The following is a 26,166-nucleotide window of genomic DNA, read 5'->3' on the forward strand; positions in this document are numbered from 1 at the left end:
CCCCGCGCCGTTCAGCGATCGTTGCGGATCGGCCCGTACTCGACGGGCACCCATGTATAGCCGACCTGCTCGCGCCGCACATGTCCAATTCCCGGGAACGGCAGGTGCGCGCCGCCTACCCAGAGCTTGTCGCGGGCGGCGTCGGCCAGCACGCGGTTACGCGTAATCACGGCCTGATGGCTGTCGGTATCGAACTCGATCGCCACCTGCGGGCTGCGGAACTGCACCGCGTGGCTATGGATGACATCGCCCCACAGCAACAGCTTTTCCTTGCCGGACGTGAACAGATAGCCGACATGCCCCGGCGTGTGGCCAAACTCGGGCACCGCGCGCACGCCGGGCACGAGTTCGTCACCGGCGCCGGCACTGGCACTGGCACTGAACGTGCGGAACCGGCCGGCTGCCCGGTACGGCGCCACCGCGTCGCGTGCCATGGCAAACAGACCCTGCGCATCCTTGGGTGCTGCCGCAGCCTTCGACTCATCGAGCCAGTAGTCCGCGTCGGCCTTGTCGGCATAGACAGTGGCGGCGGGAAACACCGCCGTGCCATTGGACAGCAGACCACAGGCGTGATCAGCGTGCAGGTGGGTCAGCAGAATGGTGTCTACCTGTTCCGGCTCGTAGCCGGCGGCGTGCAGGTTCTCGCGAATGCGTCCCAACGTCGGGCCGAAACATGCCGATGCGCCGGTATCGACCAGAATCAGATGGCTGCCGGTGTTGACCAGATAGGCATTGACGGCGGTCTGCATGCCGGGCGTCGATTCGACGAACATGCGCGCGAGCAGCCGTTGCACCTCGCGCGCGCTGGTGTACTTGAACAGCTTCGGATCGATATCGATATAGCCGTCGTACAGCGCGGTGACTTCAAACTGGCCGACCATCATGCGGTAGTAGCCGGGCACCTGCGTCTTCTTTTGCGCGTGCGCGGGCGCCTGCGCGCGCGCATCGGTCGGCATCGCGGGCAGGACCAGTGCCGCGACCGCGAGCAGCGTGGCGGAAACCAGCGTCTGGAACACGCGCCTGCCGGACCCCATTCCGGCACGAAGCGGAGCTGAATGCAGCTTCATGAGAGAGTCCTTCTGAATGTAGATGTCGATGGAAACTGACGATGCCGCAGAACACGTGCCGGCGTGCTGCATCTGCGGCGACGCCGGCGCGGCGTAACGGCTATCTTAATCCACCCGGGATGCATCGGCTTGCATTCGAAGACGCGCGGCCTACCATTGACTGGATAGGCACCCATGCGGGAGAGCAAGTCATGGAACTCAGCGCGGTGCCGGTATCCAAGCCGGCAGACACCAACTTCATCTTCGGACAGTCACATTTCATCAAGACCGTCGAGGACCTGCACGAGGCACTCGTCGGCACGGTACCCGGCATCCGCTTCGGCATCGCCTTCTGTGAGGCGTCGGGCAAACGGCTCGTGCGCTGGTCTGGCACTGACGAGGCGATGATCGACCTGGCCTGCCAGAACGCCACCGCGATCGCGGCCGGTCATACCTTCCTGATCTTTCTTGGGGGTGGGTTCTTTCCCGTCAACGTGCTCGGCGCCGTGCGCGCCGTGCCGGAGGTATGCCGCATTTACTGTGCCACCGCGAACCCGACTGAGGTCATCGTCGCGCAGACGGATCTTGGCCGGGCTGTGCTCGGCGTCGTCGACGGGGAACCGCCGCTGGGCATCGAGACCACCGCCGATATCGCCGACCGGAAGCAACTGCTGCGGCAGATTGGCTACAAGCTTTGAGTTGGAGGGAGCGATGGCCCGTATCGCGCGTATCGCTTGTATTGCCGGCATCGTCCTTGAGGCACCGCCACAACCCCGGATCACCGAGGTCGTGGCCTGACGATGTACGCCGCCTACCGTTAGTCCGACTGGTATTTCGGCGAACGCGGCCCGTACAGAATACCGGTGGGCTGACCCGCCGACAGCAACCGGTCGCTCGCAGCGCCAGCCACGCCGTAGCTGCGATCCACCGTGTGGTTGATCACCTGGGCAACGGCCGCGGCAATCAGCGCGCCAACCAGCCCGCCGCCGGCATTACCGGAGTCGTCGGTGGCCGCGGCGGCCGAACCGCTCCACAGCGCGTCGCCGGTCTTCAGATCCACCAACTTCGCGCTCGCGGCCACGCGCGTTACGCTGCTAAGCACCTGATACTTCGAACCGTACTCGCTCACGGTCACATATAGCGCGGCGTCGGCACCGAAGATCTCGCGCAGCTTGGCCACCGGAACGGCGTGGATGTCACCCGGCACGGTCAACCCGTTCTGGCGGAACGTCTCGTCAACCAGCGCCACGGGCAGCACGTAGTAGCCCGATTCGGCCAACGGCGCCGTGGTCTGCGCCAGCATCGCGTAGGTTGCATTGATATCCGGCGACTCGTTCAACGGCGGCAGCACCACGATCGAACGCGGCCGGCTGGCCTTGTACGCCGAGTAGTCAATCTGCTTGGTCGGCACGGCACAGCCTGCGAACAGCGTCACCGCACCAAGGCCCGCGATATAGGTCAGGATTCGACGCATCATTTGGCGCTCCCGGTGGTGGCGTCGGACTTCGCTTCCGTCGTGTCAGCCTTGGCCGCAGCCCTGGTGTCGGGCCGCTTATCGGTCTTCACGTTGCGCATCAGGAAATCCATATAGGGTGTGGCTTCCGGGAACAGCGTCTTCTCGGTCTGGAACTCCTTCACCATCTGGTCGCCCTTGCCCAGATTCAGATACAACATGCCAAGCTGGGCGTGATACCCCGGCGGCGCCGAGCCACCCTTCGCCTTCATCTTGTCCAGCCCGCTTTCCAGCGCCAGCACCTGCTCCTCCTTCGCGCCGTCCTTGAGGTACTGATAGACCTGGGTCTGATACCCCTCCCATTGATAGAGGGGCTTCGGCCCACTCGCACAACCGGCCAGCACGAGGCCGGCCGCCGACAAAAACGCTGCCTTGCGCAGCGTGACCATGCTCATCATTTTTTCTTCCCGTCGTACAAAGAACAGCGATTACTAAGAAGAGCGATTACTGCTGCGGCTTCCACAAGCCGGATTCGATGGCGCCCACCAGGTTGTTCACCGCCTCGCGCATGGCCAGATCCATCACCTTGCCATTGAGCGTGGAGTCATAGCTCGCCGTGCCGCCAAAGCCGATCACCTCCCGGTTCGACAACTTGTACTCGCCCGCGCCCTGTGTCGAGTACACGACCTCGGAGGTACTGATGTTCACGATGTTCAGATTGACCTTGGCATAGGCCACCTGCTCCTTGCCGCGGCCCAGAATGCCGAACAGCTGCACGTCGCCGACTTCCTTGCGGCCAAACTCGGTGATGTCGCCGGTCACGACATAGTCGGCGCCCTTGAGCTTCTGCGCCTGATTCTTGATCGTCGCCTCGCGCTTCATCTCGTCCAGGTTCTCGCGCTCCAGCACATTGAATCGATTGGTCTGCTGGAGGTGGGTCACCAGACTGGTCTTCGCCTGGCCGCTCAGCCGATCGATGCCGTCCGAGAACACACCGCGCATATAGTTCGAGCGGTTATCGAACTTGCCCACGGCGATCGGCGTGCGCACGCCGTTGTAGGGGCGGCTGGCGCTTTCCACCTTCTGCACGGCCACCGCCGTGGACGTCTCGGTCGCGCATCCTGCCAACCCCAGCGCCGCCACGAAGCCCACCGCAGCATAGGTCTTGAATCGAATCACGTAATTTCTCCTGTTTGACTACGTTGATGAAAGCGGCGACAGCCGCCGGTATGAAAACTCAGTACTGGTACGCCACCTGCATCCCGCCGGTGACGCCAGACGTATGAAAGGCGGCGGGCTTGTACACGGGCAGGCCGACAAAGAAGTCATAGGACAGCCGCCCGAACTTCGAACCAAAGCCACCGCGCAGGCCCAGCACCGCGCCGATCAATTGCGTACCAACCAGCCCGACCGTCGACGGCCCGAACACACGTCCGTAGTCCAGCCCCGCATACAGCGCCTGCCCGGTGTTGGCGACGGGTGCCTGCAGTTCGTTGCGCCAGTAGAAGCCACTATCGCCGGCCAACAGCATCTCACCGTCGAAGCCGCGCACCGTATAGCGGCTGCCGATGGTCATCATGTCCAGCGCATACAGGCGATCGCCGGTGTACTGGCCACGGAAGGTCGTCACGTAACGCAACATCTGGTCGCCGAGCCGGAAGGGCGCCGACAGATTGGCATCGGCCACGACCATGCTGTAGCGCCATGTCGGCCCGCCGTTCACAGCCAGCGTGTCGGCCTGCGAGCCGAATCCGCCGATGCCCTGGCGATACACGAGGCTGCCATCGAACTGCGCCGAGCCGAAGTAATGGCGATCGGTGAAGCCGGCCTCCACAAACGTGTTGTTGCGCCGCTGCTGGGGGATTGCCGTATCCTCGATGAAGCTCTCGCCAAAGCGGCGCGAGAGCCGGAACTGCAGACCCAGTACGTCGCTCTGGCTGCGGCGAATCACGCGCTGCAGCTTCATGTCCACCGTCTGCGAATTCCCGCTCGAGACAAAGGTCTGGTTGACGCCCGCAATCTGCTGGTAGTACGTGTTCGAGTACGCGGACAGCGTGCCCGTCCAGTAACCCCACGGCACCGAGTAGAAGCCGTTCCAGCCGCGCGTGCCGTGCTTCCGATTGCCAAGCTCAACGTCCTGCATATAGCCGACGTTGAACAGATCGTTGAGACCCAGTGGGTTATCGATGCCCAGACTCAGATTGCCGAGCCATTTTCCCGTTGCCTCCGTGCCCGAGTTGTCAATCGACGCCACCACGGTCCACGCCTTCGCCCGCTTGACCGCGATGACCACATCGCTCACGCCCGGCACGGCAGTCGGCACGATCTGCATCTCGGCATCCTGACTGGCCACACGCTTCATTTGCTCCAGCCCCTGCTCCAGGTCGCGCAGATTCAGGAGATCGCCCGAACGTGCCGGAAACGCGGACTTCCATGTGCCACGCGTATCCGGTTCCGCAAAACGCAACTCGCCGATCACGCCGGGGATCAGCGCCAATCGCAAGGTCCCGGTGCTGAGGTCCTGCTGCGGCAGTAACACGCGCGTGGTGACATAGCCCCGACTCAGAATGGCCTGAGACACACCCATGGTCAGCATATCCAGGCCCTGCCTGCCGACACACGCACCCTGATAGTGATCGAGCCATGCTCGGGCAAAAGCAAACGGGTCCATCGGCAGCGTAGAAGCACCGTGTACCTGGACGCTATCGGGCAGATCGGCCGGGACTTCGAGCACGAAGCGGTCGATGCGGAAACATGGCGTCTCGGTCGGCAGCGTCGGATAGACGAGCGGCGTGATCTCCTGCGCGCGCACGCCGGGAGCCTCGATGGCCTGGGCGCGCTCGCGGGCTTCCTGTTGCTGGCGGGTGAGTTGTTGTTGATCGGCGGCGGTGGTGGCCGGGCTCCGGCCCGGGCCAGTCGGCTGCGCCTCCGCGCACGTGGACAGGCCGAGCAGCAGCAGGCTCGCATGAAGTGGGCGAGTCATCGCCATCGACTTGATTCTCATGGGTTAATGCTTCAATTCGACGCCAGTCATCGTGCCGCCCGTAGGCATGGCGGCGATACACGATGCGTCAAGTAGTGCCATGAGATTGCTTGCGACACCAGTGGCGCCGGTGGTCGTGCCACTGTCGGTACCGCCGCCACAGGCCGCAATGGCGGCAGCCATTGCGGGCAGGGAAAATGCGAGCGTCTTCTTCATGCAGTTATGCCCCTCATCGGAGAGTTGGTTTGGGGGGGCGTTTGTCGGTCTGGTGCCGTTTTGGTTGGAGTAATTGATGACTACTGGCTCTGAAATCTGGCCGAAATGAAGATCAGTGGCCGGGAAGCTTTTTTCACGGCAGGGGCATTAGTCTTGCTCCCGGTAATTTTTACAATACAAGCAGTCCACCAGCGTTTTCCGACTATGAAAGCTACTGCATGCACGTCGCCTCCGTGAGGCGTTGTTGCATAAATCGAGATTGAAAACAGGGGCTCCTCGGTGAGGCTGAACTCAGGCGATACGAGCGGATTGCGGGTGCGCGAGCGAGCGCGACCATGCGGTTAAGCACTTCCGCACGGATGGCTACTTCGGTGGCCTGCGACCCGATTGCGCGTGTCCACAGACTGTGTCCCGTAAGCGTCTTGGCAAGAGCCTATTCCACCCCCTGTTCCTACCGGTGTCAAAATGCACTCTTCCACTGGCTATGCCTAGTCTGATTCCCATGCCTCATCGATTTCAGCGCTACTTGAATAGCCACACATAGGCTATCGAAGTAAATACCAATAAAATTACCAACCAGTAAGTGATCTTTGCTGTCTTTGACATCTTCTTATACTGCTCAGAGGTTGGCCCTGGAAAAGCTGCCATATCTAGCTCCCTCCTATCTCTTTCCTCAGTGCCTGGGATTGAGTATGTAAATATGGTATAGCGCCGGAAAACAGCCCTGATGCTACCAGCCCAATTTCAATGGCAGCGGGCCCGCCGTAGGCATGAGCAATAGATGTCTTATAGACGAATAACCCGGCTCGCAGCTGGGTAATTTCCTAGTCTAATAATCCGGCCTTACGCAGATACTTTGGGAGTAGAAGAACATGGACGACCAGCAGAACAACAAACGCCGGCAGACCAACCCAGAGAAAGCATGAACGCTCTTCTATACCAAGCAGTAGTCGTACACAACCAGCCAGCAAGAATGCATACAACCCACTAGAGGCAATGGCGATACTGCCCACCAGGATAATATTTCGCTCATTTGCGATCATCTTCCGCCAATTCATTGCGTTCCTGCCTTAGTTGCATCATTGACTAACGTAGCACCCTTGGCACCAGCACCAAATAGCAGAATTGTCTGCGAGGTTCCATTTGGTAATGCCTTGTTAATGACAGGAACTAGCGTTGGATTATTAAACCTTGGAACCGTAACATCAAACATGGAACTCGGGCGTCCAAGCCCATCTGCAACCCCCATCTTCAAAGGGACCTGCGCCCGCATCGCCCCAACACTGAAGAACAGGTTAAGGCCATCATAGGCCGTCGTTCCCCATGTCGGGCTCAATTGATCAAAACCATATCTAAGGATGTTAGTTCCTGGAGAGTTTATCCCATTGAATCGGTTGTAAAGACCACCGATCCCCTCTCCGGCATCACTGAGCCCAAATGCAACCATCCCACCGCCGCCAAGTACACATCCAATTCCGGTAGTGCCACATATGGTGGCTCCCGTTTTGGCCGTTACGCCGCCGATTACAATTTTGGCCGCATTCTTCGCTACGCCCAAGGGATCGCTTTGAATGGCATCCCCCGCCTTCTGCGTGGGAGTATAGGCAAACAGGTTCGCTTGTTGTTGCTGACGCACCCAATCCAGCTCGGGCCCAAGCTGCGATGCTTCAACCGCGCTCACGTAGTTCTTGTTGTAGGCATCGCTGCTGACGGGATATTCAGCCCAGCATTTCACTTCGTAACATGCCGCCTTGGTCAATCGTTCTTCTGCGACTTTGTCCCCATTCGCTTGCGCCTGTATCTTGGCCTTCTCATCCGGATGCAACTGCCGATTAAACCGATCCACATTCGCCGCTGTCGCAGCCCCCGATCCGCCTCCCACCGCCAACCCAATCCCGCCCGCTGCGACGTTCGACACCAGATTGCCAATCGCCTCGTTCAGATCGGCATTGCCGCTTCCCACGCTGCTGGCGATCGTCTGGCTCAGTTCGTTCAGCGTCTTGCCCGCCAGCGAAGCCGCGCCCGCACCTGCCGCACCCGCGACCGCATTGCCGCCGCCCAGCCCCACGATCAGCGCGCCGCCCGCGGCATGGAGTGCCGCGCGATTCGCTCCGCCCTCCTCCCATTGCGCCGCCTCATCCCGATACTGCTGCGCCAACGCCTGATTGCCCGCGTCACTGGCTTCCTTGGCCTTCGCGAGCGCGGCCCGCTCCTTGCTCCCCGCAATATCCCCTACCGTCTTCGCCACCGCCTCCCCAGCCGCCTGCGCCGCCGCCATCATGTCGGCCTGCTTGCCCAGCACGTTGGCCAGATCCGGGTTCTTACCCACCGTCGTGTTCGTGTTCGACGTCTCCCGGTTCAGCGTCGCCACGTCCTGCTTCTGGTTCGCCTCATCGTTAATGACGATCGTGCCCGCCGCGACGCCCGATTGCGCCACGCCCCGCTGGCTGCCGCTCTCGTGCTGCGGAATCATCGGGCTCACGCCGCCGGTGTTCCTGCCCGACGTCGGACCCGAGTTCTTGTCTTCCACCTTCGGCCCGAAGGTGAAGCCACCACTCACCCCTAACGACGTGGCGCTGTAGTCCGACTGGTTCTCCATGTCGCTCCAGGACAGCGTGCCCGTGGACAGCCGGTTCTTGTCCGGGCTGGCCGTGCTCGCGATCACCGCCCCCTTCAAGTCCGTGTTGCCCTTCACATCGAGATCGAAGCCGCCTTCGCCCGCCCGGATCCCCGTTTGCTCGTTCACGTTGGCGTACTTGCCGTCGCCCTTGCCCATCGACGCGGTGAACGATCCCGAGAGCCCAGCGCCCTGGCTCCACCCGATACCGCCACCCACGCTCTGCTGACGGGCCTCGCTGTCCTCGGTGTCCTGACGGCTCGCGAGGTTCAGGTTGCCGCCGACATCGGCTGATACCTTGCCGCCGCTAACGACACCACCCAGAAGGTTGGTGTCCTTGCCCGATACGATCGACACGGACTCGCTGCCGCTCACGTGGCTGTTGACCTGCGTCGTGCCCGTGCCATCGGCATGGCCCTTGCTGGTCGAGGCCGATGCCGAGACCCCGAAGCCCGCCGCGCTGACCGACACCCCGATGCTCCCGCTGCTCGACTTGTTCGTGCTGCGGCTCTCGTACGTGTCAGTGGCCGACACGATGTTCACATCGCCCTTGGCGTCGAGCCCGACCTTGTTGGCCGCGATGTCCGAGCCAATGATGTCCAGATTGCCAGCGGTCTTGTTCCCCGCAGCATCCACGCCCGTGGCAATGAACGTGGCCGTGCCGCCTGCCTGTATGTTCGATCCTGTGTGCGTGGTGCTGTCCTGCGTCAGCGTCTGCTTGCTCTGGCTGGTGCCGAACGACAGCGTGAGCGCCGTGCCCACCGGACCCTTCCCATCGGCCAGGCTCTTGACGGCATCCCCTGCACCCATCGCCGCGTCGTAGGCATCCCGCCCTGCCGCGATCCCCCAGAGCGCCGACGCGCGGCCGTCCTGGCTCTTCGTCGCGGCCCCCGCCTTCTGCCCCGCGTTAATGGCCGAACCGATCGCGCCGCCGCCCACGCCCAGCGTGAAGCCGGTCTGCTTCACTTCGTGGGTTTCGTCGTGGTGTGCCATGCCCCTGGCCGCTTCGATCACGACATCGGCACCCACCCCGCTCAGATCCTTCGCGGCGATCACCTGACTACCCGTCACGCGCAGCGTATTGCCGGCCTGCAGGCTGACATTGCCTTCTGTGCTGCCGACCAGGCTGCCGGTGTGCGTCACGGCGTTGTCGTTGACGGTGTCCTTGGTTTCCCGCTTGCCGTAGGAGATGCCTGCGCCGGCAGCGCCGAAGCCCGTGGATGTCGTGCGCTCGAAGCTGTGGCTCGAACTCGTGCTTTCCGCCGTCGTAATCGTGAGATCGCGACCGGCGTCAAGGGTCAGGTCTTTCGTGGCAGCCATGGTAAAGCCACTGACTGTCAGGTCTCGCCCCGCGCTGCCCGTCACGGTCTCGGCTGAGACCACCGAGCCCACCGCGGTACTTTCGCGCGAACTCGACTCGCGCGTGGTCTCCGATTTCGAGAGAAAGCCCGACGAGCGCGATTGCGACCAGCTGTCGGACGCGTGCGTCTCGTTGACCGTACCGATGTTGACGTCTCCCGTGGCGATCAGGCCCGCAGTCCCGCCGCCGCCATTGGCTGCGCCCGTGCTGACCGATGAGCCGAGCACGGTCAGGTTGCCTGTGCCACCCATCGCGTCGGCAGCGGGAGAGATGCCGTTGGCCTGCAGCACCTGATTCACCGTCGCCGACTGCCCGGCCCCGAGCGTCGCATTGTTGCCGGCCTGGACGGCACTGCCTCGCGCTGTCTCGTCGTACCACGATTGCGTGAATTGCGACTGCTTGTTGCTGAAGGCGCCGGAGTCATGGGTCTGCGTGTCCATGGCCGCGGTCACGGCAACATCGCGGCCCGCCAGCAGCGTGGCATTGCCGCCGGCGTCGATGAGTGAACCGGATAGCGTGGCGTCGCGGCCAGCGACGGCGGCCACATTGCTGCCGGCTTGCACCGAGCTACCGACGCCGGTTGTGGTCTGGTTGCGCAGCCAGTCCTGTGCGCCATTCGCGGTGGCATCCTGAGTTGTACCCGTAGCCACAGTACGGAGGTTCAGGTCACGGCCAGCCACAAGCGACGCAGTGCTTCCCGCATTGACGTCGCCGCCGGCCATGTTGATATCTCGCCCTGCCAGAACCGCCACGTTGCTCGTGCCGCCGATGGAAGCCACGGAGCCGACGGCAGTAGCGCTTGCGCTGTTGCCATTGGCCAACGTGTTGGTGTTGGTGATCGTTTGCGAGGCGTTGATCACGTCTCGGCCAGCCGATACGAGCGTGTCGGTGCCGGTGATCCGTCCGCCAAGGTTGCGCACATCCTGCTGCGCAACGACGACCGTTGTACCCGTGCCGCCCACCACGCCCCGATTGACGATGTTCGCGCCAATCACCTGTGTCGCCAGATCGCCCACGATCCTGCCGCTGTTGGACAGGTCGCCAGTGGCGTTCATGCTCACCGTGTTGCCGCTGACCAGCGCGCCGGTGTCCTGCAGGTTCACCGTGCTTGCCTGCGCGAGATAGACCTTGGGCACCAGCACCGTCTGGCGCGTGCCATCGGGCAGCGTCACATCCTGGCTGACCAGCCACACCATGTCGGTCGTAAGCTGCGCCATTTGCGCGTCAGACAGGCCGATGCCGGGCGTCAGACTGAAGGATCTGGCGTACTGAACGCCGTTGTCCATCAGCCTCTGGTACTCGTCGAGGTTATTGCTGAAGCCGGCCAGATACGTACGGCCCGTCAGTTGCGTGACCTGGTCCCGGATCAGCTTCTCTTCATAGAGGCCATCACCGAGACGCTTTTGCGTCATCAGCGGATCCAGCCCGAGTTGACCGAGCATGTAGTCGCTGGAGATGAACCTGGCGTACTGCGTGAAGCGCGGATCAGTCGCAATCAGGTAGGTAGATCCTGGCGCGGGCTGGTATCGGTAAAGGCCGTTGGTTGGCAGCGTGAGGTTCGGGATACCGCCCTGCGCGGTGCCAAGGGTCTGCGTCGGCTTGCCCTGGCTACCCGACGCGCCACCGGCCTGCGTCCCCGTTGCGCCGCCGCCCTTTATGCCACCCGTTAGGCTGCTGCCTGTGACGGTCTGCCCCAGCGGATCGACGGTTGCAACATCGATGGTTTGCGCAGTGGTCTGTACGGCTTTGTTTGCCGAAGTAATGGCCGGCAGCGCCTCGATTGTGGTCGAAGCGGCCGGCGTAGTCGGATAGGCCACAACCTGCGTATCACTATTCGGACCATTGGACTGGTGCCAGTAGAAGGTCGAGGTATCCTGCGTGGCCACGGTCTGCTGCAGCACCGTGCCCGTGTCCAGAATGGTGCCACCCACTGCGCTGCGTGTCAGGTCACCGCCAGCCGCTATGGTGGACGACTGGTTCAGGATGTCACCGCCGTTGCTATTGATGCGCATCGTGCCGCCCGACTGCATCAGGGCGGCGGGCGTGGCACTCACGAGCCGGTCCGTGGCGGTCGTGGTGGTGCTCGTGCGCGAGATCTCGTTGTAGTCGTGCCCGAAGTTCGCCTGACGCACCTGATCCGGCCGAATATTGATGCTCGGGTCCCAGTCCGGCCAGAAGGTGATGCTGTAGCTCGTGCCGTTGTCGGTGAGCGATTGGTAGTACTGCGTTGGGTTGCCGGTCAGCGCACGGGTACAAGGGCCCGGGGTGCATTCGGTCTGACCGATGATCGCCTCGGTAGGCGGGGTTGTAAACGACAGCGTTTGATTGGCCGTATTCAGGTTCGTCACGGTCGATTTTTCCACCGTGACCGTGAGGGGTGCGCGCAGGGCGTTGATCTGGTTCGTGAAGACCGGTGCCATCGAATTCGACCACGACCAGTCTGGGAAAGTCAGACTGATGTGAATCATCTGATCGATCCCGGTTAGCCCGGCGAACCACGTCGTCAGCGTCTTGCTGGCCGTGACCACGGGCGTCCCCGCCTCCGTCACGATGCGCGTGCGCTTGTTCACCACCTGATTGGCCGCGATGTCGATGTCGCCCTCGGCCTGGATCGTCGCCGAGCTGTTGATCAGCGTGTCCACCTGGTTGACCAGCATTCCCGAGACCGGATCGCGCGTGCCGTCCCGCGCGATCCGCAGGTTGCCCGCGCTGTACAGGTTCGCGCCATCGAGATTGCGCACCGAGCCGGTCGCGTAGACATTGAGCTGCTTGACGGCCGCCATCAGCGCCGATGCGCCTTCGTTCACGATGTCCTGGCCTTGCATCGTCACGGTGTTGCCGATGATGGTGCCGGTGTTGGTCGTCGTGGCGTTGGTGCTGACCGAGTTGCCCTCGATGCGGCCGGCGTTAGTGAGCGTATCGGCGGCATTCACCTGCGTGGTCGCGCTGTTCATGCCCGCGCCGGCGGCGTTGACGATGTCGGCGCCCTTGACCGTCAGCCCGCCGGCGGCCGCCAGCGTGCCGGTGTTGGTAAGCGTGCCAGTGGCCGATACACGCATATCGCCATCGGCACGCAGGTTGTTCGCGGCATCATTGGTGTAGTCGCCGGTCACCTCGACCGACAGATCGCGCCCGGCCTGCACCGTGCCGCTACCAGAGAGGGCGCCGGTCACGGCGATGTCCTGGTTGGCATTGACCGCGCCACCGGCATTGGTCATCGACGCCGTGCCGAGCCTGACGTCCGTACCGCCGAGCACCTGCCCGCCGTCGTTGTTCAGTGTCACGCCAGCCTGATCGAGCGTCAGGCCCTTGCTGCCGGACAAGCTGCCGCCGCGATTGTCGACCTGACCCGACACCTTCAGATCGAGCGCGCCGCCTGCCGCTGTTGCTGCTCCGGCGCCATCGCCGGCCCCATCGGCATTGTTCGCGAATGTCGCCGCGCGCAAGCTCACGTCACCGTTGCCGCCAAGCTTGCCCGCCGTGTTGATCAGCGATGTCGTGGCCGTGATGGCCGTCGCGCCATCACCCGCGTTGACCATCTTGCCGCGCGTGTTGTCCACGCTGGCCGCCGCTATCGTGGCGTGCCCGTGGGCGCCGTTGGCCGCCACCGTGCCGCCCGTATTGGTCAGCGCCCCGGTGGCGGTGACCGACAGATCGCCAGCGGTTTGCGCCGAGCCGGTGGTGTTGTCCAGATTGCCGCCGCTGGTCAGCGTCAAGCCTGTCTGGCCATAGATGCTGCCCTGGCGATTGACGAGATCGCCCGCGCTCGCAAGTGTCGTGGCACGTTGTGCCGAGAGAATGCCTTGCGTGTTATCCAGCGACGCCGCCTGCATGCGCAAGTCGCCGTTGGTCTGGATCGCGGCCTGGGCATTGCGAAGTGCGCCATCGGCCTGCACGGTCAGAAGGCCCGCGCCAGCGTGCGAGATCTTGCCGCTGTCATTGACGAGCGTCCCGCCCTGAACGGTCAGGCTCTGGCCATTGGCCGCGATCGAGCCGCCCGTGTTGTCCAGCGTGCCACCCGCGGCGATGGTCGTATCGGTCTGCCCGAACTGATGGATCTTGCCGCCAAGGTTGAGCAGGTCTGCGCTCGTCCGCATCGCGAGCTGGTTGCCTTCAATCAGGCCCGCGCTATTGTCCAGCGACTGGGCGGCAAGGCTGGTACTCGCCCCGGAGATCGTGCCCTGTCGGTTGTTCAGGCTGCCTGCGATGGTTGCGTCGAGCGCGCCGCCCGCCGTGAGGCTGCCACTGCTGTTGTCGAGCGCGGCAGCCTGAAGCGATGCATCCCCTTGCGCGCTGATCTGGCCATGATTGACGAGGTCGCCGGCAACGACGCGCACGTTGCCATTCCCGCCGATCACTCCACCCTGCGCGCCGGTGGCGGTCGTGCCTGGCACGTTGGTCAGCGTCCCGGTGACGCCAACCGACAGGCCATCAGCGTTCAGCGATGCGATACGCCCGCCCGTATTGTCGAGCGATGCCGCCGAGGCGTTGAGTGCCCCACCTGCCTGCACCGTGCCCTGGCCATTGTTGATCACCCCCGCCGACTGAAGCGTCATCGCCCCCTGCGAAACGAGCTGGCCGCCTGCATTCGATACGCTGCCCGCCGTCAGGGTGGTCGCACCCCGACTCGACATCTGACCACGGTCGTTCACGACGGCGCCCGACGCATTGGCCGTCAATCCAGCGCCCGCCGTATTCGTAGCGCCCGTCAGGTCGAGATCGCCCGCCGAGGCCGTCAGATCCAGGTTGCCGCCCGCAGAAGTCTGACTGCCGGCCAAAGTCACGTTCCCCGCTCGAAGCGTGGCATTGCCGCTGGCCTGATTGCGCCCCGTGGCGGTCAACGCGTGGGTGGCCGACACCACCAGGTCCGCCGGCGCGGCCACCGTACCATCCTGATTCACGCCTGCCGCCAGCGTGCCCGTCGAGTCCACAGTGCCGCCCCTGGCATCGAGCCGCTGCTGCGCGGCGAGTGTGCCGGTGTTACTCAACACACCATCGGTATCGAGCGAGACGGCTTGCGTGGCGTAGGTGGTACCGTAATTGTCGATACCATCGCGCGCGTGGGCGGTGAGGTTGCCACTTGCATTGGTCTGACCGGCCAGCACCAGTTTGCCTTGCGTAGTCAAAGTCAGATCGCCCGCCTGCGCGGCGGCGATGCCACGCAGGGACACGCCTACGCCCTGCTCCGTCGAGGCGAGCAGGATCTTGTTGGCGTACATCCCACCCAGTTGCGCCACGTCGATACCCTGCGCTGGTGCGGGGCCTGCGCCAGCAATCGGCGTGATACCCAGCGTGTCGTGGTCCACCTGATTCGCACCGGCGATCACATTGAGCCGGTTGGCATACAGCGAGGCATTCGCCTGCACGGCACGTGCGATCAGATCCACCTGATCGACATTGGCGGCGTTCATGCCCGCGCCCTGCACCAGGATCTGGCCGCCCGTCACCCGGAATGCGTCGAGACTGCCACTGCCCCCGAATACCGGCGTGCCCGTCGTCAACGTCGCGCGGCTGGTATTGATGAAACCGAGGCCATTGACCATCAAGCCATTGGGATTGGCGATCACGACTTCCGATCTGGCGCCGGCAACCTCGACATAACCCTGCAAGTGACTTGGCATCGTGCCGGTCACCTGGTTCACGATAATGCGTGCACCCTGACCTGGCAGCAGATTCGCATTGCCGTTGATATAGCCGGCTTGTTGTGTCGCGATGATAGCTGGCGAATTGTTGAGAATGACGCCGGGCTTGTTGACATCGAATTGCGAATATTGATTAAGAGAGACCCCTGCTGCGGAAGGACGCGTGATATCGACTTGCGGCAGGCCATTGGCGGTCTGTCCGACCGTCGGACGATGGGCGCCCGCATTCGGATCGGCCACGATCTGCGCCACGGCCTTTACCGGCACCCCGATTGCCATCCACACGCCCAGCGTGATCGCCGGCAATGCAAAATGCACGGTGGCGGCGCGCGCCGCCGGCATTCCACTGCCGGTGTGACGGCCCTTGCCTCGATTGGCCGCACTTTCCTGCACGGCCACCAGCATTCCACGCGCCGCGTTGAACACGAGGCGGTGCAGATTGGTATTCATAACCCGGAGATTCCCAACAAAACGACAAACGGGGACGTTTGATCCCCGGACTAGGCTCCGTGCTTTGCGGAGGCATGTAGCCGACAGGCATGCCAGTCAAGCACGGCCAGACCTGCGCGGTTTGAAGGCCAGCATATGAGCAGCGTCTATCCGCCGAAGGTTAAATTCGACAGATACTTGCTCTTGCGCAATTTGCAGTCAGGGGATGGGTCAACCAGAACGCAGAGCGTGGCTCGTGCGCGACGATTCTTTAATCGTAAAAAATTGAAAGCGCGTAAATCATCGGTGCGCATTGATGCCGTAATGCTTCAGGGAAATAGAAATACTACGAGGAAAGCAGGCGAAAGGAAGGGGCTGGCGGAGGGACCTGCAACGCCATGCACGCTCGATGCACGGCGCAAGAATTTTCTTAAATCAATGTTCAACGATTCTTTGTTGCCTTGACCAAGCATTCAGACAATTTATCGAAGTGACGCAGCGCCGCTTGTGTCAGTTCGACCTGCTTGCGACGCGCGTCTTCGGTGTCCGCGAGTTCGATCCAGCCCTTCTCGCGCATCGACTTCAGCCGCGCGTGCAGCGTCGCGGGCGAGCCGAATTCGGCATGGCCGATCATGTCGCGCACGCACAACGACTGGCCAGCCTGGCCGGCGCGTGCCACGAACTCCAGAATGCGCTGCTCCAGCGGGTCCAGCGCCGGGAGCGTGGGCAGACCACGCACGGCGTTGGCAAGTTGCAGGAAGCGCAGGTAAATATCAGCGGGTCTGGTCATACGAACAACCTCGGCCGGGGCGCGGAACACTGACGGAGGGCGGATGCGCTATCATCCGCCGGTCCCCAATTTGGTACCGGCCGGATTCTACGTCAATGCCCCACCTCCGTCTGCAGTTCGCCATGGTCCTGGCGACGATCGTCATGTTTGCGCTGACGCTGGCGGCCAACGACTGGTTGTTCCCGCAACTGGAACTGATTCCCGGCATCAACTGGATCTACCTGCCTGCGGGCGTGCGGCTGGTCGCGACACTGCTGTTCGGCGGGGCCGGCGCGTTGGGCCTGCTGATCGTTTCCTGGCTCGTCTGCTTTCTGTACCTGTTTCCGGATGACTTCAGCCGCGCGTTCATGGGCGGCATCCTGGCGACTGTCGCGCCCTATCTCGTGTACAAGTCGGCGCAGCACTGGTTTGGACTGCGGGCGTCACTGGCCAACCTGACGCCGAAACGCCTGCTGGCCTGCATCGTGGCGTACTCGGTGGCCAGCCCGCTGCTGCATCACATCTGGTTCTATCTGCACGACGGTGCGGACCACGTCGTGCAGAGCTTCTTTGTCATGTTTATCGGTGACCTGTCTGGCACGCTAATCGTGATCTACACGATCAAGGGCTTGCTCGCGCTCATGCCGCGCCGGCCGAGAGCAGACGCCCAATGTACCTTCCCAGAGCAATCTGCAGGACATCGGAATTGATGCCGTCCGTGCCGCCGAGCAGCGGCACGATCACCAGTTTCGTCCCGTCCTTCGTGAAGACGCGCAGCCGCTTGGGCAGATCGGCCGGCTGCAGGATCACTTCCTCTCCCACAACGCCAGCGAAACCAAACGCGCTTTGATAATCATCGGAATGCTGATGGCCAAAGCAAACGATGATCTTCGGCGCCATGTGACGCGCGAGCCTCGTGACGAACTCGAAGCGTCCGCCCTGCCGGCATAGCGCCGCATAGCGCGGGAGCGTGCGTGGCACGGCGAATGTGTCGTGCGGCGAACGTCCGGATGCCGAATCCTCGGTCCGGGCCAATGCCGGGTAGAGACTCAGCCAGAATTCGTTACCCGCCGGCCCGTACAGCCGCTCCTGGAAATACTCTTTCCAGTCCGGCGCGCCAGGATCGGTGGCAGGCGTGTGCACGGCGGCCAGAATCCGCGCGATTTTCTGATGACTCTGCCATTTCGGCATCTCGTCCTGATTGCGCTGACGAAAATCCGCATTCCAGACGACGGGCATCTGCAACGGCTCTGGCGACGCGGCGATTGGCGAGCCCGCCAGGCGCGAGGTTGCCTCGCACAGCCAGACCGGCGATTCAGGATTGCCCTGCATTCCGGCATATGAAGCCAGAAAAGCATCCAGACCCGGTTTGCGATCGCCGGCGGACACACCCGCCCGATCCGATTGCGCCGCCGGGATTGTGCTTATGAACGCGGGATACCCGCCCCAACTCGAACAGCCTTCCACTGCGTGACCCCCAGACTCTCTGCCATACCCGTTTTAATCGTTATAAAAAGTATAACAATCAGATCTGCACGGCGTCTTATGAAGTTGGCACTTCATTCAGAATGTCGGTCGCCTGCAACAGGTGGGCTGTCATCAAGGTGTATTCTCTCGGCCATGCCGGCGCCCGAAGAAAACAGAAGATCCTGACCCAGCCCCCGTACGAACACCCATGATCACACGGCCTCAACTGCACTGGTTCCGGATGCTGTTCGTCCTGCGCGGGTCCGTGCTGCCGGCAATCGCGCCGCAACTGCTCGGCGTCACGCTGTTCTCCGCGCTCATCACGGCGTTTCACGGGCGGATCTGGGACTGGAAGGTATCGCTGAATTTCGTCCCGTTCTCGCTGATCGGGCTGACGCTGGCTATCTTCCTGGGCTTTCGCAACAGCACCAGCTATGCGCGCTACTGGGAAGGACGGACGCTCTGGGGCAGCGTGCTGATCGAGTCGCGGTCGCTCGTGCGGCAGGCGCTGACGCTGACGTCGGACCCCGATGCCGCCCGGCAACTGGCCCACCGGCTCTGCGTCTTCGTGCACACGCTGCGCCACCAATTGCGCGGCACGGATCCGGCGGCCGACATCGCGCCGTTCGTCGATACCGCCACCAGCCAGCGCATGCGCGATGCCCGGTTCAAACCCGCCATCGCCTTGCTGATCGCCGGCGAATGGCTGGGCGAGCAGCTACGCCTGGGAAAGCTGTCGCCGTCGCTGGCGTTGCCGATGGAAAACGCGCTGAGCCATCTGGGCAGCGCGCTGGGCGGATGCGAGCGCCTTGCCAGCACGCCGATTCCGTTCACCTACTCCGTCATCATCCACCGCTGCATCTATCTCTACTGCGTGCTGCTGCCGTTCGGGCTGCTCGACACGATCGGCCTGATGACGCCAGTGATCGTCTGCTTCATCGCCTATACGTTCTTCGCGCTGGAAGCGCTCAGCGCGGAGATCGAGGAGCCCTTCGGCGAAGAGCCCAACGACCTGGCGCTGGCCACCATGTCCTACATGATCGAATCGACCGTGCTGGAGATGGTGGGCGAGCAGCCGCTTAGCCCCCGGCCGGTCAACGACGGATATATCCAGACCTAGGCCGGGGAATCACCTCGCATCAGCGCGCGTCCTTCGGCTTGTCGCCCTTGGGCCAGTCGTTCGCACGCGCGGCGTAGTCCGGGCGCGGCTGCGCCGTGAAGTATGCCGACACGTCGAGCGCATCCTGCGCCGACAGCGTGCCACCCTGGCCTAACGGCATGTTGTGCTTGACGAAGGCCGCAGCCGTGTACATCCGCGCCATGCCCGCGCCGATATTGAACGAGTCCTTGCCCCAGACCGGCGGGAACACGTAGCCGCCCTGAGGGTTCTTCATGCCCTGGCCATCGGCGCCGTGGCACGACGCGCATTGCGCCGCGTAGACGGCCTTGCCGTGCTCGCGGTTCGGCACGAGCGCGGTGTCGATCTTCTCGAAGCCTCGGCCGGTGACGTTGGTGCCGACCGGTACGCCGGTGGAGAGCCACTTCATATAGGCCATGATCGCGTTCATCTCGGCGGAATCGAACGCCAGCGGCTTGCCGTTCATCGAACGCTGGAAGCAGTCGTTGACGCGCTCCTGCAGCGAGATCAGCTTGCCGCTGCGCGAGCGGTATTCCGGGAACGCGCCCGACAGCCCCACCCAAGGCGAGGCATAGGCCGTCGTGCCGCCGCTCAGGTGGCAGTTCGTGCAGTTCAGCCCGTTGCCGACGTTCTTTGGCAACTGCTTGTGGGTATCGGTGAGCAACTGCTTGCCACGGCGGACAGCATCGCCGATCGGCCCAGTTGGAATCGACGCCTCGTCGGGAACGACCAGGGGCACGGTCTTCTCCGCGTGCGATACGAACGGCGCGCATGCCGCCATGGCGACAAACGCCAGAACACCCAGTTTTGTCCGGTTCACTTTGTTCTCCTAGGTTTATATGTGAACGATTTATTGGCTTGCCTACCCTCAGACTGCAAGCACGACCTTGACCACCATGCCGATGGCGATCAGTCCGGCGACCACAGCAAAGCCCTGCTGCAGCCGCTGACCACTCAGGCGGCTGGCGAAGAGCCTGCCGACGAGCATCCCGAGCATCGCGCCCGCCGCGAACGGCGCGGCGACATGCCAGTTCATATTGCCGGCCAGCGCGGTGGACACCACGCCCGAAGCGGACACCAGCGTGATCACGGCCAGCGACGTGGCCACGATCGTCTTGACCGGCGCATTGGTCGCACGGCGCAGCGCGGGAACGATCACGAAACCGCCACCTACGCCCAGCAGACCGGAGAGAAAGCCCGCGCCGATACCCGACGCCGCCAGCGCGCGCGTGCAAGACGCCGTCCAGACGAAGCGACCTGTCGCGTCATCGAGTTGGCAGGGTGGTAGCGGTCCCTGCGGCAGCATGGCGGTTGAGGCCGCAGTGGCCGCCGCGGCCGCCGAGGCCACTGGTTGCGGCGCGCGGCTCTGCCTGAACATGCGCACGGCCACCCAGCCCAGCACGATCGCGAACAACACGGTCAGCGGGCCGTTCGGCACCCGGTGCGCGAGCCATAGCCCGACGGGCGAGGCCAGCACGCCGCTTGCCGCCATCATGGCGGCAGCCCGATAGCGCACGATACCCGCGCGGAGCCCGATTAACGCGCCAACCGCAGCCGACACGCCAACCGCCAGCAGCGCGATCGGGCCGGCTTCAGCCATGCGTAGATGCAGGCCGAATACCAGCAGTGGCACGGCAAGAATGGCGCCGCCAGCGCCGGTCAGCGCCAGGATCAGGCCCACGATGGCGCCCAGAGAGGCGCCCACGGCATAGATCGATTCCATCAGGACAAACGCTGGGGGGGCGAGCGTAAGAATTTTTGTAAGGCGCCAATCATTACAAATTCCGTGCCACCTACGCGCACGGCCGGGAACCCCCATGGAACAAGGGCTCGGCGCGGAATGCGCAGACTGCGAAAGCGGCATCGGCGCTGCCAGCGCGCGACAGTGCTGCCATGATGGCAGCACGTGGCAGCCGATTGGCAGTGGGGGGAACCCCGAACGACACCTATTCGATGCCCAGCGCCTTGAGCCGGCGATAGAGGGTGCGTTCGCTCATGCCGAGCGATTGGGCAAGCGCGCGGCGCGTGCCCGTGAAGTGGCTTGCGTGGAAACGCAGCGCCTCATCGTCATCCTGCCGTGGCGCCTGCGTGCGATACGCGGACGGCGGCACGAAGCGGACCGAAGACACACGGGCCTCGCCCATTCCCGGCGGCAGATCCTTCACGCGGATCACACCGTCGTCGGCATAGAGACGGGCGCGCTCCAGCACGTTGCGCAGTTCGCGAATATTGCCCGGCCAGTGGTGAGCGCGCATGCGCGCGAGCGCCTCAGAACTCAGCCGCAGCGGGTCCTTGGTCCGATTGCCGCGCGCCAGAATCGACTCGGCCAGCAGCGCGATATCGTCCAGGCGGTCTCGCAGCGACGGCAGATGGATCGGGAATGCCGCGATCCGGAAGTACAGATCCTGGCGAAACAGCCCCTGCGCCACCATCTGATCGAGCGGCTTGTGCGTGGCGGCAACCAACCGGAAGTTCGACTGCAGCGTCTCGACGCCACCCACGCGCCGGTAAGTACCCGACTCGATCAGGCGCAGCAGCTTGACCTGCATGGCCAGCGGCACATCGCCCATTTCGTCGAGGAATAGCGTGCCGCCCTCGGCCGTCTCGACCAGCCCCGGCTTACGCGCCTGCGCGCCGGTGAACGCGCCCTTCTCGTAGCCGAACAGCTCACTCTCGAACAGGGTCTCCGTCAGGCCCGAGCAATCGACCACGACGAACGGCCCGCTGGCGCGGTCGCTGGCCTCGTGCACGGCGCGCGCGAACATCTCCTTGCCAGTGCCCGATTCACCGAGCAGCAGCACCGGTAACGACGACGGTGCTACGCGCTGCACGGCCTCCAGCGCGTGATTGAAGGCCTCCGAGCGTCCCACCAGCCCTTCCGCGCTCGGCCGCGCCGATGCGCTTCGCACGGTGTTCAGGCGCTCGACGTAAGCCACCACCTGGTGGTTGTCGTCGAGGATCGGGCGCAGTTCCACGTTCACATGCTCGGGGCCACGCGGGGTGTGATGGATGTGAAGGACGCGATCCGGCCCACGGGTCTCGAACGCCTTGCGCATCGGACAGTGTTCGCCGGCCTGATCGCACGGCACATCATAGCCGTGCGAGACGCGGTAGCAGGGCTGGCCCAGATAGGGGCGTTCCACCGCGCCAAACTGGCGGCGGTAGGCCGTATTGGCAGCGAGGATGCGGTAGTCGGTATCCAGCACGATCGTCGGCTGGCTTTCCTGTTCCAGGTAGGACAACAGTCCCTGGAGTGTGGTGGGGCGATCCATAGGGGCGGGGGGCGGGGCGGGTAAAACAAGGGCGCCATTCTGCCAAGTTCTGCCAACACTGCCAAGTTGGCAGTGACCCGAGGTGCCTGACAGTCCACGCTTCGCACGCGCTGGAAGCGAAATCCCTTGGAAATCATCGCCTTGTGGCGCACAGGCAGCATGGCACGGGTTTTGAGTCATTGCCCCGATCAAAAAACGGAAACGCCGACACATATGACAACACAGATGGTCATCGAAGCCTTCTTCGACCCCGATACGTGGACCCTGAGCTACCTCGTGCTCGACCGTGAGAGCCAGCAGTGCGCGATGATCGACAGCGTGCTCCACTACGACCCGAAATCCGGCCGTACCGGAACCGCCAGCGCAGACCGCATGATCGACCGCGTGCAGACGCTCGGCGCCAGCGTGCAGTGGATTCTGGAAACCCACGTACATGCCGACCATCTGTCCGCCGCGCCCTACCTCAAGGCCAGGCTCGGCGGCCAGATCGCCATCGGCAGCCATATCACCACGGTGCAGAAGGTATTCGGCACGCTGTTCAACAGCGGCCCGGAGTTCGCGCATGACGGCAGTCAGTTCGACCGCCTGCTGCAGGACGGCGACACGCTCTCGATCGGCAGCCTGCAGGTGCGCGCGATGCACACCCCCGGCCACACACCGGCCTGCATGACGTACGTGATCAGCAACGGCAAGGACACCGCCGCATTCGTTGGCGACACGCTGTTCATGCCCGACTACGGCACCGCCCGCTGCGATTTCCCCGGCGGCGATGCGCGCACGCTCTACCGCTCCATCAACAAGGTGCTGAGCCTGCCCGCCGATACGCGCCTGTACATGTGCCACGACTACCAGCCCGGCGGACGCGAGCTGCTGTTCATGTCCACGGTGGCGGAAGAGCGCGCCAGCAACATCCATGTGCGCGATGGCGTGAGCGAGGACGAGTTCGTCGCGATGCGCCAGGCCCGCGACGCCACGCTGTCCATGCCCACGCTGATCCTGCCATCGGTGCAGGTCAATATGCGCGCCGGAGAAATGCCGCCGCCGGAAGCCAACGGCACGCGCTATCTGAAGATCCCGATCAACGCGCTTTGAGTCTTCGCCCCAGATTCGACAAGGAAAAAACATGCAATCGCGCCCCCTGCCCCTCGACCCCCAAACACCCCTCGCACAGGCCGATGCCGGCCACGCCGTCGTCATCATCGGCGGCGGCGCCGCGGGCATTGCCGTGGCATCCAGCCTGCTGGCACGCAAGCCCGGCCTCGACATCGCCATCATCGACCCGGCCGACATCCACTATTACCAGCCGGGCTGGACACTGGTGGGCGGCGGCGTGTTCGAACCCGCGCATACCGCGCGCACGATGGCATCGGTCCTGCCGCGCGGTGTGTCGTGGATCAAGGCCACTGTCACGGGATTCGAACCGGAAGCCAATGCGGTGATGCTGGAAGGCAACCGCGTGGTCAAGTACGAGCATCTGGTGGTTTGCCCCGGCCTGAAGCTGGACTGGGATGCCATCGAAGGCCTGCCGCAGGCGCTCGGCCGCAACGGCGTCACGTCCAACTATCGCTATGACCTGGCGCCATATACCTGGAAGCTCGTGCAGGAACTCGTGCGCAAGCAAGGCGGCAAGGCACTGTTCTCTCAACCCCCGATGCCGATCAAGTGCGCGGGCGCGCCGCAAAAGGCCATGTACCTCTCGGCCGATGCGTGGCGCCGTGCCGGCGTGCTCGATCGCGTGGACATCCAGTTCTGCAACGCGGGCAATGTGCTGTTCGGCGTGGCGGACTACGTGCCCGCGCTGATGGAGTATGTCGAACGCTATGCCATCGACCTGAACTTCGGCGAAACGCTGGTCGCCGTCGACGGCCCGGCACGTTGCGCCACATTCCGCCGCGCCAACGCCGATGGCACGACGGCACTGGTAACACGCGAGTTCGACATGCTGCATGCCGTACCGCCGCAGAAGGCGCCTGACTTCATCCGTTCGAGCCCACTGGCCGACGCCGCCGGCTGGATCGATGTGGACCCCGCCACGCTGCGCCATACGCGCTTCGGCAATATCTTCGGTCTCGGCGACGCCGGCAACACGACCAATGCGAAGACGGCCGCCGCCGCCCGCAAGCAGGCGCCAGTGGTAGCGCACAACGTGCTGGCCGAGCGCGGCTCGGCACGGGGTGAAGCGCGCTATGACGGCTATGGTTCGTGCCCGCTCACCGTCGAACGCGGCAAGATCGTGCTGGCCGAGTTCACGTACGGCGGCAAGGTCGCGCCGACATTCCCGAGCTGGTTCATCGAAGGCAAGCGCCCCTCGCGCATGGCATGGTGGCTCAAGGAGCGCATCCTGCCGCCGCTTTACTGGCGCGGGATGCTCAAGGGCCGCGAATGGCTCGCGAATCCCGAACTTCAGGGCCGCTAAGCCAGGCGCGGCCTTCCTGTAGTAAAAAGGCGGGATCGTGCGCGTCCGCGCACGCCATCGACCGATGCCATGGCAACGCGCGCTCCCGCCAGCACCCTGCGACAGATCCCGTCCGGCATCTGGATGCTTGGATGCGTCAGCCTGTTGATGGACATCTCCTCGGAGATCATCCACAGCCTGCTGCCCGTCTTCATGGTCACCACGCTCGGCGCTAGCGCGCTGGCCGTGGGGCTGATCGAAGGCGCGGCCGAAGCCACCGCCCTGATCGTCAAGGTCTTCTCGGGCGTCCTCAGTGATTATCTCGGCAAGCGCAAGGCGCTGGCCGTGCTCGGCTATGGGCTCGGCGCGCTGTCCAAGCCGCTCTTCGCGGTGGCACCTGGCGTCGGCACGATACTGGCGGCACGCCTGTCCGACCGCATCGGCAAGGGCATTCGCGGCGCGCCCCGCGATGCGCTGGTGGCCGATATCGCGCCCGCCCATCTGCGCGGCGCGGCGTTCGGGCTGCGGCAGGCACTCGACACGGTTGGCGCATTCCTGGGCCCGCTGATCGCCATCGGGCTGATGATGCTCTGGGCGAACGACTTCCGCGCCATCTTCTGGGTGGCGGTGGTGCCCGGCGTGCTGTCCGTTGCCTTGCTCGCATTCGGCGTGAAGGAACCGCAAACCCACACCGGAGACAAGCGTGTGAATCCGATCCGGCGCGCCAACCTGGCGCGGCTCGGTCCGGCGTACTGGGGCGTGGTTGCCGTGGGCACGGCCTTCGCGCTGGCCCGATTCAGCGAGGCATTCCTGATCCTGCGCGTCCAGCAGGAAGGGCTACCGCTGTTTATGGCGCCGCTGGTGCTGGTAACGATGAACGCGGTGTTCGCCGTCACGGCCTATCCGTTCGGCAAGCTCGCGGACAACTGCAGCCATGACAAGCTCCTGGTGGCTGGCCTGGCCGTGCTGATCGTCGCGGATACGGTGCTCGCAGTCGGCTCTCACTGGAGCATCGCACTGGTCGGGGTCGCGCTGTGGGGCCTGCATATGGGCATGACCCAGGGATTGCTGGCCACGATGGTCGCCGATGCCGCGCCAGCGGATCTGCGTGGCACTGCATTCGGCGTTTTCAATCTGGCCAGCGGGCTGGCGTTGCTGGCAGCCAGTGTCATGGCCGGCTGGCTGTGGGACCGGCACGGTGCGGCCGCCACCTTCCACGCGGGCGCGGGCTTCTGCGTGCTGACCATCGCACTGCTGATCCACCGGCTTCGCAACCGCCCCGCCTCCGGCGCGGCCACCCGCTGAGGTTCGCTGAGATTCGCCGAGGTTTGCTGAGCGCCTTGCGAAGACAACCTTCCTGTTCGTGTTGCACAACTTAC

19 protein-coding genes and 1 pseudogene are annotated in these 26,166 nt (G+C 63.8%); 7 read left to right on the top strand and 13 right to left on the bottom strand.

Going from position 1 to position 26,166, the window contains the following annotated elements:
* Window positions 1–11: 11 nt before the first annotated feature.
* On the bottom strand, window positions 12–1,067 hold the full coding sequence (locus RMET_RS27280) for an MBL fold metallo-hydrolase (protein ID WP_011519737.1): 1,056 nt from the start codon (window positions 1,065–1,067) through the stop codon (window positions 12–14).
* A gap of 191 nt (window positions 1,068–1,258) precedes the next feature.
* Here RMET_RS27280 and RMET_RS27285 point away from each other — a divergent pair, with 191 nt between their 5' ends.
* Complete coding sequence (locus RMET_RS27285) at window positions 1,259–1,744, top strand: adenosine-specific kinase (RefSeq protein WP_011519738.1); 486 nt, start codon at window positions 1,259–1,261, stop codon at window positions 1,742–1,744.
* A 119-nt stretch (window positions 1,745–1,863) separates the two neighbouring features.
* On the opposite strand, the gene RMET_RS27290 is transcribed toward RMET_RS27285, so the two are convergent.
* The 7 genes and pseudogenes from RMET_RS27290 to RMET_RS27315 all read right to left on the bottom strand — a co-directional run bounded on the left by RMET_RS27290 (window position 1,864) and on the right by RMET_RS27315 (window position 15,767).
* Window positions 1,864–2,523 carry a DUF799 domain-containing protein gene (locus RMET_RS27290; protein ID WP_011519739.1) on the bottom strand — a complete coding sequence of 220 codons (660 nt, stop codon included), beginning with the start codon at window positions 2,521–2,523 and terminating at the stop codon, window positions 1,864–1,866.
* Window positions 2,520–2,957, bottom strand: a complete 438-nt coding sequence (locus RMET_RS27295) for a DUF4810 domain-containing protein (protein WP_011519740.1) — start codon at window positions 2,955–2,957, stop codon at window positions 2,520–2,522. Before RMET_RS27295 ends, RMET_RS27290 begins: the two co-directional genes overlap by 4 nt.
* 46 nt (window positions 2,958–3,003) lie before the next feature.
* Complete coding sequence (locus RMET_RS27300) at window positions 3,004–3,678, bottom strand: CsgG/HfaB family protein (protein WP_011519741.1); 675 nt, start codon at window positions 3,676–3,678, stop codon at window positions 3,004–3,006.
* A gap of 58 nt (window positions 3,679–3,736) precedes the next feature.
* Complete coding sequence (locus tag RMET_RS27305; protein ID WP_011519742.1) at window positions 3,737–5,503, bottom strand: ShlB/FhaC/HecB family hemolysin secretion/activation protein; 1,767 nt, start codon at window positions 5,501–5,503, stop codon at window positions 3,737–3,739.
* Between the two features lie 3 nt (window positions 5,504–5,506).
* Complete coding sequence (locus RMET_RS27310) at window positions 5,507–5,698, bottom strand: hypothetical protein (protein ID WP_011519743.1); 192 nt, start codon at window positions 5,696–5,698, stop codon at window positions 5,507–5,509.
* Window positions 5,699–6,002: 304 nt separating this feature from the next.
* Window positions 6,003–6,122: pseudogene (locus tag RMET_RS33785) on the bottom strand (IS5/IS1182 family transposase); the annotation flags it as partial.
* Window positions 6,123–6,752: 630 nt separating this feature from the next.
* Window positions 6,753–15,767, bottom strand: a complete 9,015-nt coding sequence (locus tag RMET_RS27315; protein WP_011519745.1) for a hemagglutinin repeat-containing protein — start codon at window positions 15,765–15,767, stop codon at window positions 6,753–6,755.
* 135 nt (window positions 15,768–15,902) lie between these two features.
* On the opposite strand from RMET_RS27315, the gene RMET_RS32970 reads away from it, so the two are divergent.
* A complete protein-coding gene (locus RMET_RS32970) occupies window positions 15,903–16,211 on the top strand; it encodes a hypothetical protein (protein ID WP_011519746.1) in 309 nt (102 codons plus the stop codon).
* On the opposite strand, the gene RMET_RS27320 is transcribed toward RMET_RS32970, so the two are convergent.
* Window positions 16,189–16,536: a hypothetical protein gene (locus RMET_RS27320; protein WP_011519747.1), complete on the bottom strand. Its 348-nt coding sequence runs from the start codon at window positions 16,534–16,536 to the stop codon at window positions 16,189–16,191. The two genes, RMET_RS32970 and RMET_RS27320, sit on opposite strands and share 23 nt — an antisense overlap.
* Before the next feature lie 95 nt (window positions 16,537–16,631).
* On the opposite strand from RMET_RS27320, the gene RMET_RS27325 reads away from it, so the two are divergent.
* Window positions 16,632–17,225, top strand: a complete 594-nt coding sequence (locus RMET_RS27325; protein WP_011519748.1) for a hypothetical protein — start codon at window positions 16,632–16,634, stop codon at window positions 17,223–17,225.
* Here RMET_RS27325 and RMET_RS27330 read toward each other — a convergent pair.
* Entirely contained in the window at window positions 17,155–17,904 is a 750-nt protein-coding gene (locus RMET_RS27330; protein WP_035821763.1) for a hypothetical protein, read from the bottom strand. The two genes, RMET_RS27325 and RMET_RS27330, sit on opposite strands and share 71 nt — an antisense overlap.
* 286 nt (window positions 17,905–18,190) lie before the next feature.
* On the opposite strand from RMET_RS27330, the gene RMET_RS27335 reads away from it, so the two are divergent.
* Window positions 18,191–19,102 (top strand): bestrophin family protein, encoded by a 912-nt coding sequence (locus RMET_RS27335; protein WP_011519750.1) that lies wholly within the window; start codon window positions 18,191–18,193, stop codon window positions 19,100–19,102.
* 19 nt (window positions 19,103–19,121) lie between these two features.
* Here the strand turns inward: RMET_RS27335 and RMET_RS27340 are convergent, their stop codons facing one another.
* The 3 genes from RMET_RS27340 to fisR all read right to left on the bottom strand — a co-directional run bounded on the left by RMET_RS27340 (window position 19,122) and on the right by fisR (window position 22,392).
* Complete coding sequence (locus tag RMET_RS27340) at window positions 19,122–19,940, bottom strand: c-type cytochrome (protein WP_011519751.1); 819 nt, start codon at window positions 19,938–19,940, stop codon at window positions 19,122–19,124.
* A gap of 48 nt (window positions 19,941–19,988) precedes the next feature.
* Window positions 19,989–20,843, bottom strand: a complete 855-nt coding sequence (locus RMET_RS27345) for a sulfite exporter TauE/SafE family protein (protein ID WP_029310004.1) — start codon at window positions 20,841–20,843, stop codon at window positions 19,989–19,991.
* Window positions 20,844–21,066: 223 nt separating this feature from the next.
* Complete coding sequence (fisR, locus tag RMET_RS27350) at window positions 21,067–22,392, bottom strand: sigma 54-dependent transcription regulator FisR (RefSeq protein WP_011519753.1); 1,326 nt, start codon at window positions 22,390–22,392, stop codon at window positions 21,067–21,069.
* Window positions 22,393–22,605: 213 nt separating this feature from the next.
* Between fisR and RMET_RS27355 the strand changes: the two genes are divergently transcribed.
* From RMET_RS27355 to RMET_RS27365, 3 genes are all read left to right on the top strand, one after another.
* Window positions 22,606–23,484, top strand: a complete 879-nt coding sequence (locus RMET_RS27355; RefSeq protein ID WP_011519754.1) for an MBL fold metallo-hydrolase — start codon at window positions 22,606–22,608, stop codon at window positions 23,482–23,484.
* Window positions 23,485–23,515: 31 nt separating this feature from the next.
* Window positions 23,516–24,808, top strand: coding sequence for an NAD(P)/FAD-dependent oxidoreductase (locus RMET_RS27360; protein ID WP_029310002.1), 1,293 nt, complete (start codon window positions 23,516–23,518; stop codon window positions 24,806–24,808).
* Between the two features lie 69 nt (window positions 24,809–24,877).
* On the top strand, window positions 24,878–26,092 hold the full coding sequence (locus RMET_RS27365; protein ID WP_011519756.1) for an MFS transporter: 1,215 nt from the start codon (window positions 24,878–24,880) through the stop codon (window positions 26,090–26,092).
* Window positions 26,093–26,166 lie beyond the last annotated feature (74 nt).

Source organism: Cupriavidus metallidurans CH34 (assembly GCF_000196015.1).
Lineage (GTDB): Bacteria > Pseudomonadota > Gammaproteobacteria > Burkholderiales > Burkholderiaceae > Cupriavidus > Cupriavidus metallidurans.

Coding starts and splice junctions, on each gene's coding strand:
- RMET_RS27335 (WP_011519750.1), top strand. CDS start 18,191: ATGATCACACGGCCTCAACTGCACTGGTTCCGGATGCTGTTCGTCCTG.
- RMET_RS27305 (WP_011519742.1), bottom strand. CDS start 5,503: ATGAGAATCAAGTCGATGGCGATGACTCGCCCACTTCATGCGAGCCTG.
- RMET_RS27345 (WP_029310004.1), bottom strand. CDS start 20,843: ATGGAATCGATCTATGCCGTGGGCGCCTCTCTGGGCGCCATCGTGGGC.
- RMET_RS27295 (WP_011519740.1), bottom strand. CDS start 2,957: ATGATGAGCATGGTCACGCTGCGCAAGGCAGCGTTTTTGTCGGCGGCC.
- RMET_RS27355 (WP_011519754.1), top strand. CDS start 22,606: ATGACAACACAGATGGTCATCGAAGCCTTCTTCGACCCCGATACGTGG.
- RMET_RS27365 (WP_011519756.1), top strand. CDS start 24,878: ATGGCAACGCGCGCTCCCGCCAGCACCCTGCGACAGATCCCGTCCGGC.
- RMET_RS27310 (WP_011519743.1), bottom strand. CDS start 5,698: ATGAAGAAGACGCTCGCATTTTCCCTGCCCGCAATGGCTGCCGCCATT.
- RMET_RS27325 (WP_011519748.1), top strand. CDS start 16,632: ATGCCCCACCTCCGTCTGCAGTTCGCCATGGTCCTGGCGACGATCGTC.
- RMET_RS27360 (WP_029310002.1), top strand. CDS start 23,516: ATGCAATCGCGCCCCCTGCCCCTCGACCCCCAAACACCCCTCGCACAG.
- RMET_RS27285 (WP_011519738.1), top strand. CDS start 1,259: ATGGAACTCAGCGCGGTGCCGGTATCCAAGCCGGCAGACACCAACTTC.
- RMET_RS27290 (WP_011519739.1), bottom strand. CDS start 2,523: ATGATGCGTCGAATCCTGACCTATATCGCGGGCCTTGGTGCGGTGACG.
- fisR (WP_011519753.1), bottom strand. CDS start 22,392: ATGGATCGCCCCACCACACTCCAGGGACTGTTGTCCTACCTGGAACAG.
- RMET_RS27280 (WP_011519737.1), bottom strand. CDS start 1,067: ATGAAGCTGCATTCAGCTCCGCTTCGTGCCGGAATGGGGTCCGGCAGG.
- RMET_RS27315 (WP_011519745.1), bottom strand. CDS start 15,767: ATGAATACCAATCTGCACCGCCTCGTGTTCAACGCGGCGCGTGGAATG.
- RMET_RS32970 (WP_011519746.1), top strand. CDS start 15,903: ATGAGCAGCGTCTATCCGCCGAAGGTTAAATTCGACAGATACTTGCTC.
- RMET_RS27320 (WP_011519747.1), bottom strand. CDS start 16,536: ATGACCAGACCCGCTGATATTTACCTGCGCTTCCTGCAACTTGCCAAC.